The organism is Novipirellula galeiformis (assembly GCF_007860095.1).
GTDB classification, from domain to species: domain Bacteria; phylum Planctomycetota; class Planctomycetia; order Pirellulales; family Pirellulaceae; genus Novipirellula; species Novipirellula galeiformis.
On sequence record NZ_SJPT01000001.1, the window covers coordinates 77,449 to 94,649 of the forward strand.

13 protein-coding genes are annotated in these 17,201 nt (G+C 56.0%); 3 read left to right on the plus strand and 10 right to left on the minus strand.

What is annotated here, in order from left to right; genetic code table 11:
* Positions 1-50: 50 nt before the first annotated feature.
* On the minus strand, positions 51-575 hold the full coding sequence (gene rsfS / locus Pla52o_RS00245) for a ribosome silencing factor (protein WP_231611984.1): 525 nt from the start codon (positions 573-575) through the stop codon (positions 51-53).
* Positions 576-1,172: 597 nt separating this feature from the next.
* On the opposite strand from rsfS, the gene Pla52o_RS00250 reads away from it, so the two are divergent.
* On the plus strand, positions 1,173-1,769 hold the full coding sequence (locus Pla52o_RS00250; RefSeq protein ID WP_197168911.1) for a thioredoxin family protein: 597 nt from the start codon (positions 1,173-1,175) through the stop codon (positions 1,767-1,769).
* 254 nt (positions 1,770-2,023) lie between these two features.
* Here Pla52o_RS00250 and Pla52o_RS00255 read toward each other — a convergent pair whose 3' ends face one another.
* The 3 genes from Pla52o_RS00255 to nadB form a co-directional block, all read right to left on the minus strand.
* On the minus strand, positions 2,024-3,052 hold the full coding sequence (locus Pla52o_RS00255; protein WP_146592601.1) for an AAA family ATPase: 1,029 nt from the start codon (positions 3,050-3,052) through the stop codon (positions 2,024-2,026).
* Positions 3,049-4,068, minus strand: coding sequence for a lipase family protein (locus Pla52o_RS00260; RefSeq protein ID WP_146592602.1), 1,020 nt, complete (start codon positions 4,066-4,068; stop codon positions 3,049-3,051). Before Pla52o_RS00260 ends, Pla52o_RS00255 begins: the two co-directional genes overlap by 4 nt.
* Before the next feature lie 116 nt (positions 4,069-4,184).
* A complete protein-coding gene (nadB, locus tag Pla52o_RS00265) occupies positions 4,185-5,843 on the minus strand; it encodes an L-aspartate oxidase (RefSeq protein ID WP_146592603.1) in 1,659 nt (552 codons plus the stop codon).
* Positions 5,844-6,477: 634 nt separating this feature from the next.
* Between nadB and pssA the strand changes: the two genes are divergently transcribed.
* Complete coding sequence (gene pssA, locus Pla52o_RS00270) at positions 6,478-7,512, plus strand: CDP-diacylglycerol--serine O-phosphatidyltransferase (RefSeq protein ID WP_231611985.1); 1,035 nt, start codon at positions 6,478-6,480, stop codon at positions 7,510-7,512.
* A gap of 507 nt (positions 7,513-8,019) precedes the next feature.
* A complete protein-coding gene (locus tag Pla52o_RS00275) occupies positions 8,020-8,679 on the plus strand; it encodes a class I SAM-dependent methyltransferase (protein ID WP_146592604.1) in 660 nt (219 codons plus the stop codon).
* Positions 8,680-8,916: 237 nt separating this feature from the next.
* On the opposite strand, the gene Pla52o_RS00280 is transcribed toward Pla52o_RS00275, so the two are convergent.
* The 6 genes from Pla52o_RS00280 to Pla52o_RS00305 all read right to left on the minus strand — a co-directional run bounded on the left by Pla52o_RS00280 (position 8,917) and on the right by Pla52o_RS00305 (position 17,128).
* Complete coding sequence (locus Pla52o_RS00280; RefSeq protein WP_146592605.1) at positions 8,917-9,729, minus strand: tetratricopeptide repeat protein; 813 nt, start codon at positions 9,727-9,729, stop codon at positions 8,917-8,919.
* 1 nt (position 9,730) lies between these two features.
* A complete protein-coding gene (locus Pla52o_RS00285; RefSeq protein ID WP_146592606.1) occupies positions 9,731-10,354 on the minus strand; it encodes a hypothetical protein in 624 nt (207 codons plus the stop codon).
* Between the two features lie 104 nt (positions 10,355-10,458).
* The gene (locus Pla52o_RS00290) at positions 10,459-12,357 is read right to left on the minus strand and encodes a polyprenyl synthetase family protein (RefSeq protein ID WP_146593462.1); all 1,899 of its coding nucleotides are present in this window, start codon (positions 12,355-12,357) and stop codon (positions 10,459-10,461) included.
* Positions 12,344-14,326 carry a prenyltransferase/squalene oxidase repeat-containing protein gene (locus tag Pla52o_RS00295; RefSeq protein ID WP_146592607.1) on the minus strand — a complete coding sequence of 661 codons (1,983 nt, stop codon included), beginning with the start codon at positions 14,324-14,326 and terminating at the stop codon, positions 12,344-12,346. The genes Pla52o_RS00290 and Pla52o_RS00295 overlap by 14 nt, the downstream gene beginning before the upstream one ends.
* Before the next feature lie 241 nt (positions 14,327-14,567).
* On the minus strand, positions 14,568-15,965 hold the full coding sequence (locus Pla52o_RS00300) for an O-antigen ligase family protein (protein WP_197168912.1): 1,398 nt from the start codon (positions 15,963-15,965) through the stop codon (positions 14,568-14,570).
* Positions 15,962-17,128, minus strand: a complete 1,167-nt coding sequence (locus tag Pla52o_RS00305) for an acyltransferase family protein (protein ID WP_197168913.1) — start codon at positions 17,126-17,128, stop codon at positions 15,962-15,964. Before Pla52o_RS00305 ends, Pla52o_RS00300 begins: the two co-directional genes overlap by 4 nt.
* Positions 17,129-17,201: the final 73 nt, after the last annotated feature.

Here is a 17,201-nt window from a genome sequence, read left to right on the forward strand (position 1 = left end):
TTGCCCTGACAACGCCAGCGGCACCCCAATTGATTCTCTTGACGCGGCCCCTAGCCCTGGGGCTTTAAACCAAGCTCTTCGAGCGGAATAGGCTTGCCATCGGCCCATAGCGACTCGAGATCGTAGTACTCGCGAGTTTCTTCATCAAACAAATGAATGACGACGCTGCCGTAATCCAAGACGATCCAACGGCTGTCCTGATAACCCTCGATCCCGAGGCGTTCGTCGCCCAACGTTTTTTCCAACACATCGTCAATTTGCTCGCTGATCGCGTGCAATTGTCGACGGCTCGATCCGGTGGCCAATACGAAGAGATCGAATTCGGCCGTTTGATCGCAAACGTCCAAGACCATCACGTCTTGCCCCTTGTTGTCCAGGGCGACTTGAGCCGCAGCGGCGGCCAACTTGCGGCTGTACTCCACTCCATGCGGGCGAATGGCACGCGATGGCTGGGACATGGGATTGGGATCCGCAGCGTCGCCCGGTGGAGTGGGGGCACTTGCGTTTTCGCTCGAGTTTTCCATCGGGAGTGCAGATTCAGCGTCTTGGTTGTTTTCGTTAGCTTGTTCGGTCATACCACGAAGTTTAATGTTTTTACGAATTCTGTCACGCACCAAGCAAGCAAAACGTAGCGAATATGCTTGGGATATTGTGTCGCCGAGCGTTAAGGTCCCCCCACGGCGGCTCTGATTGTGACTACGAGCCCCTCAAGCATCGTTGTTCTCCCGGTTTTAAGGCAAACAGCCCATTGGGTCCTACTGGGCCTATTCCTCCTGTTTCTCCTATCTCTCCGATGGCGTTTCGTTTGGCTGGGTGTCACTGCCTCCTTGACAGTGGGATGCATGGCTCTTGCCACGTGCTCCAGTCGAGGCGTTTTCTAAAAGTGTCCCCCCGGAGCGAAACATCCGCCCTCCAGAGAGACATTCACCCTCCGCAGAGACTTGTGTTCCCACTGGAAACGGGAACATCAAAACGAGGCGCAGGGGCGTGAGAGACGCCCGGCTCGTTGGCGATCCGTTGGCGTTGAGAGCTTCGAAATCGAGCAACGGCCAGCGGCGGATCACTCGGCCCAATGTCAATCACCCGATAGCGTGACTCGTCACTGCTGAGGATGAGGGTACACGAGGTTCCCTGCCCCCCCCAAATCGCACCTACGAAGGCCAGATATAAAAATGAAAAATCATCAACTGAATTTACTGGCGTTTTTACTCGTAATTGCGGTTGTCTCGGTCGGCTGCACTCAAGGAAGCTCCTTAGCATGGCGTCGCAACGTAGCAAGCAACGTAGCAAGCGATGTCATAAGCGATGTGATAAGTGATGCGGAACCGGCGAGCATCGATAGGATAGCGACTAGCCAACCTGTCATGGAGCGGCCTGCGATCGAGGAATCTCCCGCCGTCGTTGCGCCCACCACATTCGTTCGTGTGGCATCGGAGCCCGAATCGCTGCGTCCCACCCTAGTCACATTGCCCAGCGATGGCGATCTCACAGAATTGGTCCGCACGGCTACCGGGCCCGTCCTGCTCGATTTCTATGCCGATTGGTGTGGGCCATGTCGCGTCCAAGGCAAAATTTTGCATGACTTGGAAGAAACGGCCGCCGAACACAACACGACGATCATCAAGATCAACGTCGATGAACACCAACAAATCGCACAACAGCTTCAGGTTTCGAGCCTACCGACACTCGTGATGATCCGCGATGGCGAAATCGTGCAGCGGCAATCCGGAATCATGCGAAAGCCTCGTCTGGAAGACTGGATGCGATAGTTCGCGATGCGATGACGCCCGCCCCAATGTCGTTGTCATCATGGCGGACGATCTTGGTCATGGCGACATTTCCTGTTAAGGATCGAGCTCTCGGGCACCACCCAACATCGATCGATTGGCGAGCGATGGGCCCCAATTCACCAGCTGCGACTGCTCGGCATCGACTTGCACCCCGCCCCACGTTTCAATGCTGACGGGAAGCGATGCGTTTCGCAGAAGGTCGCAGTCGTTAAGACGGGCGTGATCCGTGTGGCTCAGAACTGAATGTCATCATCATCTTCATCCTCGTCGTCATCGCGATCGGGGTGAAGTGGGTCATCGGGATCGAAGAACAAATCGGCTAAACCGAGCGGTACGGCGTCACCGCCGAGCGTCCGCTTGCGACGCTGGGCTAGTGATTCCAAGTCAACCGCCTCTTCGCCGAGACACTTCTCCAACGCTTCCTGCCACGCTTCGTCGGCGTTGATCGGATGGCCACTGTCCTGCATCATTCGCTTGATCGCAAAACGAAGCAAATTGATGCCATCGCGAGGTGAAAAATCGAGTTTTAGCTCGTGCGAATGTTGTAGAAACTCTACCGTCATCGCCAGCATCTCGGGTTGCGCGAAGGGCAAATGGTATTGCAGGATCGACATTTCGTCTTGCTTGCTTGGAAAACCAACGCTGAGGGTGGGTTGCAAGCGACTCATAATGTAATCGGGGATTTCAAACGTCGATTCATCTTGGTTCATGGTCACCGTGGCGCGAAATTCCCGCTCGGCATGGATGGTAATTCCCGCGACGATGGATTCGACGTAACGGCGTCCATCGAGCAGCGGGGCAAGCGATGCCCACGACTTCTCGTTCATCCGATTACCTTCATCGAGGATACAGATGCCGCCGGTGATCATTGCGGTCACGAGCGGTGAGGCGTGATAAGCAATCTCGCCCCCTTGGCTGAGCACGGGGGTGACCAACAAATCCTCGGGACGCGTATCGGCGGTGCATTGATAAATGTAGAGCGGACGACCTTGAGCCTTTGCCGCAGCGATTGCCAATTGCGTCTTGCCCACCCCTGGTGATCCAATCAATCGCGGGGTCAGTGGCAAATCCGTTTCATCGACGGAAATCCAGCATGCCAACAATTGCATCAACACCTCCTGTTGACCAATCCATTGACCGGCAGCCTCGTAGGGATGCGAAAGTTTGAGTCGCACCCCATCGATTTCAATAAATCCACGTTCCGCGTTGTTGGCTGCGGCCGTGTCTCGTTGCTCATCAATTCTTGGATTCGAACCAGTCATCCCTGCAAACTCTTTTTGTGGGGGTCAGTGTCATCGTCGGATGACGTGTCAGGTGAAGGTTGGTCGCCATCGCGGCGTTTTAAATGCGGTAAATCGAGCTCCGCTTGATCGACGGTCCACTCGCGCTCGTCACAGGCAAACTCGGAGCCTGACTTGGCCACGCCGCCGCCGACCATTTCTTGCTGTTCGGCTTCCACCGCTCGATGAATCGCAGCAATATATTCGTGGATCGAATGGTCCGAAAAATGGTCAATTTTCCTGCGTCTTAGTCCATGGATGAAGCCCCACCATCGATCGCGACGCTTGAGGATCATCCCGAGTCGCCCAAGCTTGCCATTGCGGTCGATATAGACTTCATTGCCACAATGGCGATAACCAAGCAAAGCTGGCGGTACACGGGTGACAATATCGTTGTTGTTGACGAACCGAAAATGGTCAAGGTTGACGTAATTGACGTACCGGTTGTTACCCACACGAGGGCTGCCGTACGTGTAAAGTTGTTCGGGATTCGCGGGGATATGCGAAAGGAAGCAGCGTCCCGAACAAATCGTTGCCATCGCACCGCCGAGCGAGTGACCACAGAACCATAACGGTTGCTGGTTGCTCATCAATGCCGTTTCAATCATCGGCCACAGATCGTCCACTTCGCGTTTAAAACCGCGGTGCACTTTGCCGACGGTTTCGGCGACCACCGAAGCGGCATTCGCATCGGCTTGGATATCGTTCCATTCATTGGGCTCGGTACCGCGGCAGGCGATCACACAATCAAACTCATTGCGAAATCGAAACGCTTGGGAGCCATCGTGATCGTAGAAGGTGACATCATCAAAGCCAGCAACTTTTGCCGCGCGTCTCGCTTCGGCTTCATCGTTGTACGAAATCATCGACAATTCCGCGAACAGCAATGCACGCTGCAGAAACGTCAGATCGCGAATCGGGCCTTGGACGTTGGAATGAACAACAAATGCGACTTCACCTGGATCGCTAATGATGTTGTTGACCGTTTCTTCGATCATGAGAGTTGCTCCAGTGCGAGGCGTTTGTTTCCAATTCGATTAAGGAAGCGACAACGCCGCTTTGGTCTGAGCGGCGTTGTCGCTTCGCCAGGCTATCGACTCACGCGGCTGGTGATTTAGTTTGAACGCGAAATTTCGTTGGGTTCCAATGGGGGACCTATTTTGGGATGCCCGCCGTCGACGTCAATCTGTTGGCTGAGATGACGCCGCCAGTTTTCATCGTCGACCTGAGGAAAATCGGAGCGAAAATGGACGCCACGAGATTCTGTTCTTACCAGCGCCGCACGGACCGTGCATGACGCAACGAGCAACATATTTTGAAGCTCCCAGCCTTCAACGGTGTCAAATTGGCGTGCCATCACATAGGCTGCAAACGAGCGGATCGAGTCCTCGGCTTCACGCAGTCCCTCGGCATCACGCTCGACTCCGGCCCAACGCCCCATCAAGCTTTTCAGTGAGACGCGAACGTCCGCGACGTCAAAGGATTCATTGTGAGCGTGCACAGGATGCTGGATCGGCAACGCTTCAAGCTTATTGACGCTCTCGGCGGCGGATCGCGACGCAGCCTCCCCCGCGTGCGCCCCATACACGAGGCCTTCGAGAAGGCTGTTGCTGGCCAATCGATTCGCACCGTGAAGGCCGCTGCTCGTCGCTTCCCCGGCCGCCCATAACCCAGGCAAACTGGTCCGTCCTTGGCGGTCCACCGTCACGCCCCCAATCATGTAATGCGCCCCAGGACGAACCGGGATGCGATCGCTGGTAATGTCCAACCCGAACTTGGCACAGGCTTCGGCAATCCCGGGGAATCGTTTGAGCACATGCGCGGCGTCGAGATGTGCCAGATCCAAGTAGACACAGGGATGCTTGGTCGCGTCCATTTGGCGGATGATTGACTGGCTGACCACATCGCGCGGCGCCAATTCACCGCGGGAATCATATTCAGGCATAAAGCGGTGCCCGGTCGCATCGACCAAATACGCACCCTCACCCCTAATCGCTTCCGTGATCAACGAACGCGAGGAGCCGGCGATGTACAACACCGTGGGATGGAATTGAATGAATTCCATGTCACGCAACTGAACTCCCGCGCGATAGGCAATCGCCAGACCATCGCCCGTCGCAACCGGTGGGTTGGTCGATTCACGATAGATTTGACCGGCGCCTCCGGTACAAAGGATCGTTTCTTTCGCCCAAACCATCAACGGGCGATTGTCGGGACCGACAATGATGGCACCGCGACAGCGTCCTTCGTACGTCAATAAGTCGACCGTGAAGGCATTGTCCCAAATTTCCACATTGGGCAGACTGCGTGTGCGATCAATCACCGCTCGCATGATCTCCGCCCCGGTGGAGTCTCCTTGGGCGTGAACGATCCGCTCGCGACTGTGCCCCCCTTCGCGGCCCAGAGAGAGTTCACCGTCGGCTTCGTCAAAGCGCGTCCCCCAGCGAATCAATTCTTCGATTCGACGTGGCCCTTCACGGATCACCATGTCCACCGTGCTGATGTCACATAGATTGCCGCCGGCATGCAGCGTGTCGATCACATGGTCTTCGAAACGATCATCCGGATCGACCACGCCAGCGATTCCTCCTTGAGCATAATTGCTGTTCGATTCGCGGAGTTTGTCTTTGGTTACCACCAAGACTGAGCGATTGGATTCCACCGCGTTCGCCGCGCGCAGCCCCGCTAAACCACCCCCAATCACCAACACATCGGTAAATCGATGGAGGGAACGGCGTGTATCAATGGGCAATAAGTAACGGGGGGTCATCATCGACGTCGTCTTTCTCCGGTGGCTGCGCGTATCGACATCATGCTGTTATAGCGGATACGTTGGTGCACCATGAGTACGGGTGTCGAGCTTCGTTCATCGCCAACCGCTCGAGCGGATCGGAGGCCGCCGTGGCCCGCTACGCCCGCGTTTGGGTGGATTCAGCCCGCGAGCATCGAAGCCCCTGTCCGCCCTGGCCCCCATTAATCGCGTGATCGCAAGGAGACGTTTTTTTGCCAGACGTGAGGGTCGCTATGATTAAAATGCCTTGAACGACCAAATTCCTGGCCTCGGTAACCAAATTCATCGTTCCCGGTAATGGCACGCTTCCCATGGCGGCCAAAATCGGGGAAAAAACAGAGCGGTTAGCAAACTGCTTGGACACAATCTCCATCGGTGTAACGAAAACTCCCGTGGCGTAGCGACAATCGTGGCGCTACAAATCAATCCAGATAGCCTCTTAGCCCAAGTCACCCCCACGTGCATCGATGAGACGCCGTGAGCGGTGGCACCTAGGTTGCCGTTGGCGTCCCCCTCCGCCAGCGTGTGGCTTGACAATTTCGATGACGGCCGCAGCGACGAAATCGGTCACAATGCTTGCGAAACCTAATAAAGTTGGCAAAACAACGATAAATTCATGAGTGAACTCAAACGCAGTTTGTTCGGCAGCCGGTCGCAACAACGACCTCACGATGAGCCGATCAATGAAACCGATGAAACCAGCGAAACCGATGAAACCAGCGAGGAAGGATCGTCGCTCGACGAAGGGCAATCCGGATCAGAACGCCATTCCCATGCTCCCCAATTTGGCGGCAAAATCCGATTTGGCGAACGCTTGAGGCCCAAAAGACCTCGCAAACGTCGCAAGCGAAAAATTAATCTAGCCGTTTTGCCAACCTTGTTGACCCTCGGCAACGCAGTGTGTGGGATGGCGGCAATCTCGGTTGCAATGAGCGATTCACTGGCACGTGCCCCCGAAGAAAAGCTATTCCTCGCCGGAGTGCTGATCTTTATCGGCATGGTTTTTGACGCTTTAGACGGATCCGCCGCACGATTGACCGGACAAGAAAGTCGCTTTGGGGCGGAACTCGACAGCCTCTGTGACGCGATCACCTTTGGCACCGCGCCCGCCGTGATCGTGTGGCGAATTAGCGATGTGTTTCCGCAAAAATTAAGCTGGGCGATCGGCGTCTTGTTTACCTTGTGTGTGCTGATTCGCTTGGCCCGATTTAACGTTGAAACCGCTGACGATGATCCCCATGACGGCTTCGAAGGGCTTCCCAGCCCGGCGGCTGCGGGAGCCATCGCCGCGTTTGCGATCGCGATGCCCGACCTCGCCGCGATCGCGACGGACCCGTTCTATCCCGAATTTGCCCACAAAATTGCCCAATACGCCCTGCTGTCCTCTCACTACGTGATCCCTACCTTGGCGGTCGCTTTGGCCTATTTAATGACATCGCGGTTCCAATATCCCCACGTCTTCCAACAGCTTGTCAAAGGGCGTTGGTCGACGCATCAATTTGGCCAAGCGCTGTTTGCGATTGTTGCCGGATTCATTTTGCATTGGGTGGCGCTGCCGATCGCGTTCTGTTACTTCGCCTTCGGCCCCCCCTTGCGAGCGCTGATGGGACGTAAAACGAGCAAAATGGACCCTACCACCGCCGATTCATAGTGCGTGGTCCATTCGAGATCGAAGTCGCCGCCCATTCCCAGAGGTGCCGATTTCCCCAGGGGTGCCGATTTCGTCGCCCCCAATCCCGTTGGCGCCCGAAACGAACCGCCAGCGATGAACATCCGCACCCCGTTTTCGCGATCCGCGGCCTCCAGCGTTCCATTGGGTGGTGGTTCAAAACTAAATTTTGCGTATTTCAGCTGCAGTGGGGCGGTATAATTGCTCGATCATCAAAAATCCAACGGCGCGGAAACGTCGACCTAATTGCACCCGATTTGTATCAGCCGTGTAATAGATTCACGCAAATCGCGTTTAAGGGGTGTTTTTCAACAGACCCTAAAGGCTATCCTAGCAACGACTTAACAGACGTCTGAGCGTTGCGGTGCCTGAGATGGGACCGCGACGCCGAAACGGCAATGCTTCAATTCGACAGCGATGATACGTTTGGGCAGGCCGGCATTGATATCAAAACAGAATCACTGAGCATTTCACCGGGTTTCAAAATCGATGAGCACTGTTTCGCCAACAAAGGACGCCAAGTCCGCCGAGCCACATCGCAGCCGTTTGTACAACAATTTGGTCCCGGTTTACCAAGGATTGTGGCCAGCGGTTGCCAAGCGAAACATCCGCAGTGCAATCGCGGCGCTGAACATTTCCAGCGGCACCGAAGTGCTCGAAGTGGGTGTCGGCACCGGATTGTCGCTCGACAGCTATCCGCATGACATCCGTTTAACCGGGGTCGATCTTTCGGAGGCAATGTTGGCCGAAGCGGAACAGTTGGTCGCACAAAAGCAGTGGAGCCACATCAACGTGCTTCCCATGAATGCGGAACGGTTGACCTTTGAGGACAACGGCTACGACGTGGTCACGTCGTTTCACACGATTAGCGTGGTTTCCAAGCCGCGCTCGATGATGAGCGAGATGGTGCGAGTGTGTCGACCAGGTGGCAAAATCTTAATGGTCAACCATTTTCGTAGTGAAAATCCCTTGATCGCCAAAGTGGTCGACTCCGCGGGTAACATCACACGTCGCTTGGGGTGGCGCACCGATTTGAATCTCCAGGATGTGGTCGCCGGTTTACCGTTGCGTTTTGATCGCTGCTACAAACCGACTCCAATGTCCTTTTTCACGATCATGGAAGCGACCGTGACCAAAGGCGACGCCTAATCCGCTCGACAGCGAAGGGACTGGTCACCCCTGCCCCTTGATTGGCCCAGCCGAATCTATGATTGGCCCAGCCGAATCTAAATGACCGGCCCAGGGCTCTCCCTGGCCAGCCACTCGACCGGCCCTGTGGCCCCGCCAAACGGCCGTTGAATCGACCGCCAGCGGTGCTCGCTCTTTCTCGGCGCCCGCTTTTTTGGGGCCCTGTTCTTTTCTTGGCCCCGTTACTCCTTGGCCCCGTTACTTCTTGGTCCCGTCTTGGCCGATTCCCTCTTTGAGATGGGCTGCGTAAACACGCGCGATGTCTCCCATGTAATGGCGAGGTGCATCTTTCGCGGCGCGTTGCAGCAACTCAGATGCCTTCACTGATTCGCCCGCCGCATCGGCGTAAAGTCCAAGATAGAAATCGCCATAGAACGCCGCTTCAGCTCGCTCGCGTGTACCGACCTTCGTTTCGTTGACGCGTTGGTTCACCCCCTCGGTATTCCCGGTCGAAAGCAGTTCATGAATCTCGGCCATGGGAACCCGGGCGTCGTTAGGAGCCGGTAGGATCAACTTCCTTGCTTCTTCAAACGACTTTGCTTTTGCGACGCAGAGGAAATGCCAGGCCGCGTTTTCGACATCGTGCGGATTGACGGTGCGATGCGCTTCAAACTGCTTCGCCGCGTCTTCATATTGTCCAATCAAATACAGTGCGATCCCGCGTTGCCAAAGCTCGGGCATCTGCTCCGGGAACGCCTTGGCGTAGCGGTTGAAAATCCGCGCAGACCACTCTGGTTTTCCACTGCGGAGATAAATATCGGCTGCCAATCGCGTCGCGCGGGAATCCGTGTTGTGTTGGCGAACCATTGCATCGGCCGACGCAATCGCAAGCTCGGAGTTGCCTTCCTGCAATGCCTTTAATGCCGCAGCACGCAAGGATGACGCGGAAAGCGAGTCGGAATCTTGAGAATGACCACGCTGTGAAATGCAGGCGGAGTGCATCATCACGCAAGCCGCTACGAAAAACATCAATAGGAACCGCTGACTTTTAGAACGCAAACGCGATGGCATCTCAAGAGTCCTCCGACGCAAGGGAAGAAAATGAAGGGGGGGGAACTGGCGAGACGATCTCGAGCAATTCAATCGCCGGGTCGCCATCGCAATAGATTAATGCGGTACGCCCATAAAGCAGCTGTCCAATCGCGACTTGCATCCGAGAAGCGAGGGAGGGGCCCGCACTTACTCGCCATAATCCGCATAATTGAACCTGGCGAAGCACGTTATGTTCGATCAAGACTCGGCCCAGGGGCGTGCCTTCACTCTCGATTCGCTTCCACACCGGTTCGCTAAGCTGATCGACGTTCAAACGGACAATTCCGTATTGAACGATTTGTCGGTCTTGTTGTGTCACCAACGTGATTTCTCGCGAATACCAATTCGCATCTCGCTGCGTGCGGTGCACCACGACGTCAACGGCTTGTTCGTGAAATGCTTCCACGGTGACCGTCATGTGCTTGTGATGGTCGAGCAATTGATCATACGGGGGCGGTACCGAGGCGACCGACTCGAACTTGCCAAGATCGGAATCAAGCAGTCCCCGCTTCCCCTCATCCGAAGTGGAATCGACGTCCTCGCTCGGCGAATAAAACTGTCCGACGAGATGCTCGATTTCGATGCTGAGTTTTTTAGACGACATCGAACCCTTTGTGGTGGAGTGTATTGCGATCGAATTATCCGCAGCCCGCGGTTCTCAAATTTTTCGCTCCGAACGGGGACTGCATGTTTATTGCAGTCGCCGCGTCACACAATCGGCAACGTGTTGACCGGAATCGAGCTGAGCGAAATCAAGGTCGGAGTGGGCACTTCGGGACGCTCCAAAACGGTATCGACTAAGAAGTACATCAACCTTCGCAGCGACTCGGGTTCAAGCTCGTCGGCAATTTTTTCCGCTCGCGCCTGATGCTTGTCGACCAACTGCATCGCCGTTTCAAACACCCCTGCGGTGTGATACAAGCGAGTCGCGATGGTCAAGCGTTCGCTGTTACTGTACTTCTCAGGGCTCTCGACCACACTCATCAACAAGTCACGTTCGTCGCCTTGAAGCGTATCGAGTGCCAGCGCCCACAAGATCGTAGGACGTCCGCCGAACAGATCGCCGCCCGCAGAAAGTTTGTTGTCTTCGTCGCCGTTCCAATCCCCGATATCGTTCAGAATTTGGAAGGCCACCCCAAGGTTTCGACAAAAATCGCGGATTGGTTTGCGATACGCCTCGGCGTCGCCGGCCAAACGAATGCCGCTGAACAACGCCGCTTCAAAGGCAGGCGAAGTTTTCAACGCGTACACCTTCAAGGCGTCCAATGGCGAAAGTTGACGATTCTTTGAATCACGCCAAAGCAACTCCGCCCCCTGACCTTCCGCCAACCGCGTGTGCGCGGTCGCCAAGGCGTCGAGCACATCCACGCGAGCGTCCGCAGAAATCGCATCGTCCGCATCACGCCGACTGAGCAATCGATAACCAAGGCCGATCAAATAATCACCGACATTGATCGCGGTGGGCAAGCCAAAACGCTGGTGGACGGCCGGTTGTCCGTAGCGAAACCCGTCATCGTCTTCGATGTCATCGTGAACGAGACTCGCTTTGTGAAAGGTTTCGATGCTCATCGCCGCGCGCTGCACCGTCACCGGCAACGTTTTGACCGCATCGCTTCCCTCGCTGCCGGTGCACTCGGCGCCGGTCATCGCATCGTAAGCGGCCAACGTGATGAAGGGTCGTGAGTGTTTGCCACCCCGCGCCAAAAAGTCGTAGGCGATGTGCTCCGTGGCCGCGATCGTATCGAGGTTTTCAATCGATTCGGCGGTCACCGCATGCGATCCAATCGGCGATTGGTCGCGGATTCGAGGAGCCAATTTCTGCAGCGAATCGGATTCAAACAACTCGCTCGCGGCGCGCATCAAATGGACATAGCTTCGCGTTTTCTGGCTTGCCGCTACGTAGGGAGTGCGGATCATCTGCTCCACCCACGACTCGTCCACTTTGGTGTTTCGGCAATCGCTGCTCAACAACGGAACCGCCATACAGGGAATGCCGGCGAGCAGCACTTTATCGATCGCTTTTTCCAACACGTTCAAGCAGGCCACACCGACGACGGCATCCACGTAACCTCCGATGATGATCTTCAGCACGACCGGGGACCCCTCGGCTACCAGCACGCGGTACCCCATCTCTTCGGCGATCGAGCGAAAATCGGCAATGCTACAAGCACCGCACTCTTTACAGTTCATGCCAAATTGGTCGTACTCCGCCGGGCAACCCTCGGCATGTTTTAGGCAATGCGGAAGCAGGAACAAACGTCGTTCCGGTGGAACCGCAGCGAGCGATTCCTTCCAAAACTCACTGCTAATCATCACCATCATCCAGCCCAAGTAGCCTTCCGGTAGATCGGCTTCTTCAAGAAATCGTCGGGCGATCTGTTCCATTTGGTCCTTGTTCAACGGGACCGAGCGGTCGATGCGTTTGGCAACCTCGGCACAACGCGAACGTAGACTTTCGCGCAACTCGAGGGTGGGAGGAACATCTTTCAAATGGCTGGTTTTTCGACGGGTCGTGCGCGCAGACGAATCGCCTTGCGTACCAGCGGAATGGGACGTTGTATTTGAAGTGGTTGCGGTCGACAAACCAGATTCCTTAGGTGGGATCATCAATGGATGGAGCCGAGGGGACGTTTTGCCGCTTCATTTTGCTTGGGATCGAATCCGCTGAGGATCGTAGGTAGCTCGATAACGCAGCGACCGTAAACACCAGCGGATAGAGTTTTTCGTGATACCAAAGCTTGGCAAAATAAAATCCAATCGGCCAAGGCACACGATGACGCCCATCGTGGACACTTTGCAGCAGGAATTCAACGCCTCGGATTATAGCCTCTCGCTGGCCGTTCTTCCCACCGTGGGGACCGGTTTGTGCAAAGTCGGGCGAATCCTTGCCAAAATTTTTCAGGGCAGCCGCGCTAAAGCGTCCATTTTCACCGAAAATGGCGGTCAACGCTTCAATCGCGACTGCGGTTTCTTCCACGCTGCTGATTAAACGCGGCTCGGAATCGCCCCCCGCTCCCGCGGCCGATTGACGGTTCATCCACGGCAATAGCGAAGGTCCTCCCCCCCAACCACCGTCGAGATTTTGGCTGCGGATCAGATACTCGCATCCGCGCAATACCGCATCGTCGCTCAAGAAGCCGTCCGCCGCCGCCAATAGCACCCGCGCCGTTCCATAAACCGGGTTTTCCTCGTGCGGGTGATCTTGATTGCCAAACCAAAGCGCCAGCCAACTGCCGTCACTGCGTTGATGGCGTGTCAAGAAACGTTCCGCATTCGCTCTCGTTTTTGCACTGATTCCTTGTGCGCCCAGCGCACGGAGTGCATGAGCGGTCAAATCATTGCTGCTTCGATCAAAGGGCAACTTACCCCAACCCCGACAAAACGTCGGCCATCCCCCATCGCGATTTTGCAACTCGATTAACCACTGCCGTGCATCGGCAACCGCACGCTCCATGTCGCTACCCCGCCGCCCCGCGACGCGAGTTTGCATCTGTGTCACAGCCAGAATCGCCGCGGGAGTATCGTCGCTATCGGGAACCGCTCCGGACAAATCGGTCCATCCCCAACCGCCCGGCTGAGCGCCGGTGAAGGGATGACGTCGTCGATGTTGACACCCCAAATGCCAATCGACAAGCGATGCGGTGCACCAAGATCCGTCATCCTCGGGATCGCTGGCTAATGCAGAAATTGAAAGCGACGTGCCCCAGGTTGCCAAATTGGTATCGATCGGCCAGCTGCCATCGTCGCGGATCGAATCGGTCAGAAAGCGGATGGCATCTCGGCTGACCTCGCAATCACCACTCTGGATCGACGCCAAACTCATCAACACAAACGCAGTCAGCGGTGTCGCCTCTAAATAACCACCACTCTCAGGTTGCATGCGGCGCAGCACCTCCATCGATCGATTCAGCGACGCGGAGCGGACCAATCGAATCGGCAACCAAGCCTTCGCACCATGAAAGTGACGTGCTTGTCCGATCGCGACCAACGCAGGAATCGCGTAGCTGACCACCGGCATTTGCAACATCCGGTACATCGATTGCGGAAACACCGCCGCTTCGAATGGCAAACGGGGAACATCGTCCCACGAAACCAAACCCGCGATGGCCATGTTTGCCAAAATCGGAACCACAAACGTCTTGTCTTTGCCGTAGCGTTGGCGAAGCCCCGATATTTCACCCTGCGATCGAATGTACTCGGACAAGCGAGCTTCTTGATTCGAGTCGAGCCCCGCTCCTATCGTCTGTTGCGCAAGCGACGACGCGGCCTGTGCAAGATAGCTCGTCGCGATATTGGAGTGACTACGATCGGTGTCGCCGAAACCACCATCGTCGTTCTGTTGTTGACCAAGGTAGGTCATGCCGCGGCGAATCAGTTCGTGAATTTGGTCCGAGTTGGCGACCGGGCTGCGAGCGTGAACGAGCACGGCGGACAACGCACTGACCGCCGTCGCCGTGCTCAGTGCGGAGGCCGACAATTCGCCGACCCAATGTCCGGCATCGGTACGATGGTCCAAAAGTTCATGGCGCAGTTGGTTCAGCGTGCTACGAACACGTTGGCGAAGATTCGTTTTCATAACGTTGGGGCGTGCGGCAAGGTAGGCGCACGATCGGGTGAGTGTGCGATCAGGTGGGCGTACGGTTAGGTGGGCAGATGGTTGGGTGGGTAGGTGGTTGGGTGGGTAGGTGGGCAGATCGGGGACAGCGGTAATCCAACGCGTTGCTTGCCCGGCCGAGATCATTCTCGATCCCTTTACCACCGTCGGCGAGCCTCGCAAGGAGCGCAGCAAGATGCATCCTACACGCTGGAGACGCTTTTTACTGCGCCAACGAAACGGCGTGAACCTGTGGGCGCAACTGCGGTTGTTCAACGCGGCGGGTTTCCACACCACGCTCGTAGAGGGTTACCACGATCCCAGCAGCAAAGAACAAGTACATGTTGACCATCGGAATGATCGTGACGTCTTGGAACATACCGTTGCAAAAATAGGCAGCGAAGGTGCCTAACCAAATCAGTCCGCCATTGCGAATGGCGACGCTGTGCCCCTGATTGCGAGCGAGGTTCCATGCCATGCTTGAAACGATGACCAACACACCGATCAACATCGACAATCCAATCAATCCGGAATCGACTAAGATCGCGAGGAACACGTTGTGTTGAGCATAGGGGCGTGCATCCTCCAAAGGCATGTCGTAACTGCGGACGCTGTGGTACTTGCCGGAGTGGGTAAAGTATTGTCCAAAGCCATGCCCTTTGATCGGATGGTCCTTGAACATTTCCCAGGCCACCACCGCCAGCAGCGGTCTTAGCTGAATCGACTTTTCCGCATCTGCCGAAGTTAGATTCTTATCGCGTTTCATACGCAAAAATTGGTCCTTGAGCCCCAACACGCCCGCCCCTCCGACCAGAATCGCAGCGGCAAGTCCGAGCACACGCAGCCAGCGAGGCGAATAGACCAACGCCACCACCGCCACCACCGCGATGGCCCCCATCCATGCACTTCGTGTCAGCGTGCTGTACACGCCCGCCAAAATCACCAGCGATAGTATTGCGTAAAACAATCGCATCCGATGCGTCGAACGAATCACACCGAGAATCGAGACCACGAGCGCCACACACATCACAATGGCGTTGCCCGAAGGGTTCAGCAGCGGCCCCCGACCGCGACCCAAAAACTCCCAATCTTTGGGGTCGACGATATAACGAGGAAACACGAGGCCATGGACGCCCGAAACTTCGAAGATCGCCGTCACGGCGAGATAGACGCCGAGTCCCAGTAACAAGTGATAGGCCCAACGCAGGTCCGACTCTTTGACCTCGCTGACCCGAGCGACCACGTACATCCCGACCGGCATGGCGATAAAGAACAACCATTTCGCTAGCGGAGGTGTTTGGTTTTCCGGAACCGATGCCCCCATCAACGCACTGACGAGCAACCACACCGTGATCCCGGCGACCAAACAATCAACACGGTTGGGTTGCGGGATCGTAAGGTCACCACAGCGCCAACGGATCGCAACGATCGCAAACATGGCAACCCACAGCACGCGATCGAGACTGATTTGAATTGGGCCGTCGATCGAGAAAAACGCGGGACCAAACAGCGTCCCTGTGACCAGCACCAAAGTGGCGATGTGCAGCGTTCGCCTCGTTTGAATCAACGGTATCAACCAAACAAGTGCCGCGAGGGCAAACAGGACGACAAGAAATGTCATTGGGAGGATTGGCCTGGGTGAGGGGTGGGAGTCGAACTTCGAGGACGGGGTTTGGTGAAGCGAGCTTGTGCTTCCAGACTGCCGATCTTTGCCGCAGCATCCGGAGTGCGTCCGCCGGTCAACCACGCGATCACCGCAGGCGCGTAGCGATTCAAGCACATCGCTGCGGCGAAGCATCCACAGGTGACGATCGGGAACATCCCCCAGAACCACGCCCCCTTGTCCATCACCGGGCCTGCGATCCGCACGACCGCCGCCCGCAATGGAAATTCATGAACGAGGTAAACAAAAAAGGCCGCGCCCGATAACCGGCACAAAAATGGGCTGCGAAGTTTCCAGCACACCATCCACATCGACAAGCATCCCGCCACAATCGAAGCTTTATGAATCAACAGGCTTTCGACGCTGTAATCGGTGACGTACCAACAATCGAAATCGGGACGCAACAAGATTCGAGCCGCGATCAAATCAAACCACACCAAGACGAATCCGATCGTGGTCACCATGCTGACGCGGCCGAGTCGCTCGAGCCAATCGAGACGCGACTTCGCCGCACAACCAAGACAGAAAAAGAACAGCGTTTCTGTATGCAATAAGTACCATCCCCCCACAATCGGAAACGGTTGGTAGTGGCTCAGCCACACCGCCCCGACCAGCATCAAGCCGATTGCGTTGGGCAATCTCACGATCCGGCATATCAACGGTGCAGCCACCACCAACACCATCAAGTCACGCAGAAACCACAACTGTTCCGCAGGCGGGCGAAGCAGCCAGGTACCGGCGATTTGAAGGGACGTCATTTCGTAGGGTTTGTCCTCCACATAACGAATCGCCATCCAGCACAGCGTCGCTCCCAAACCGATGATCAAATAGGGAGTCAACACGCTACGCAAACGTTGACGCAGTTTCCGCAGGTAGGTGCGCAGCGATCCGTCGTCGCTGAAAAAATAAAAGAAACCCGCTGCAAAGGCGAACATCGGAACCGCGAAGCGAGCCACGCCGCCGACCAAGAATTCTTGAGCCAATTGATTCGCTGTGGCGTGCTCAATCGCGGCCGATTTCGGCGCCGCCGATTGATAATGGATCGCGACCACGAAAATCGTGGCCACGAGGGCAACAACTTGAAAGGTCTGCTTCGCTTCGGCGGACAATTCCGTTCGCACGTATTCGGTTCCGGTCGTGACGGTTTCAATGGTTAAGCGGGCTCTCCTCAATGAAAACCCACGGCAACGGACG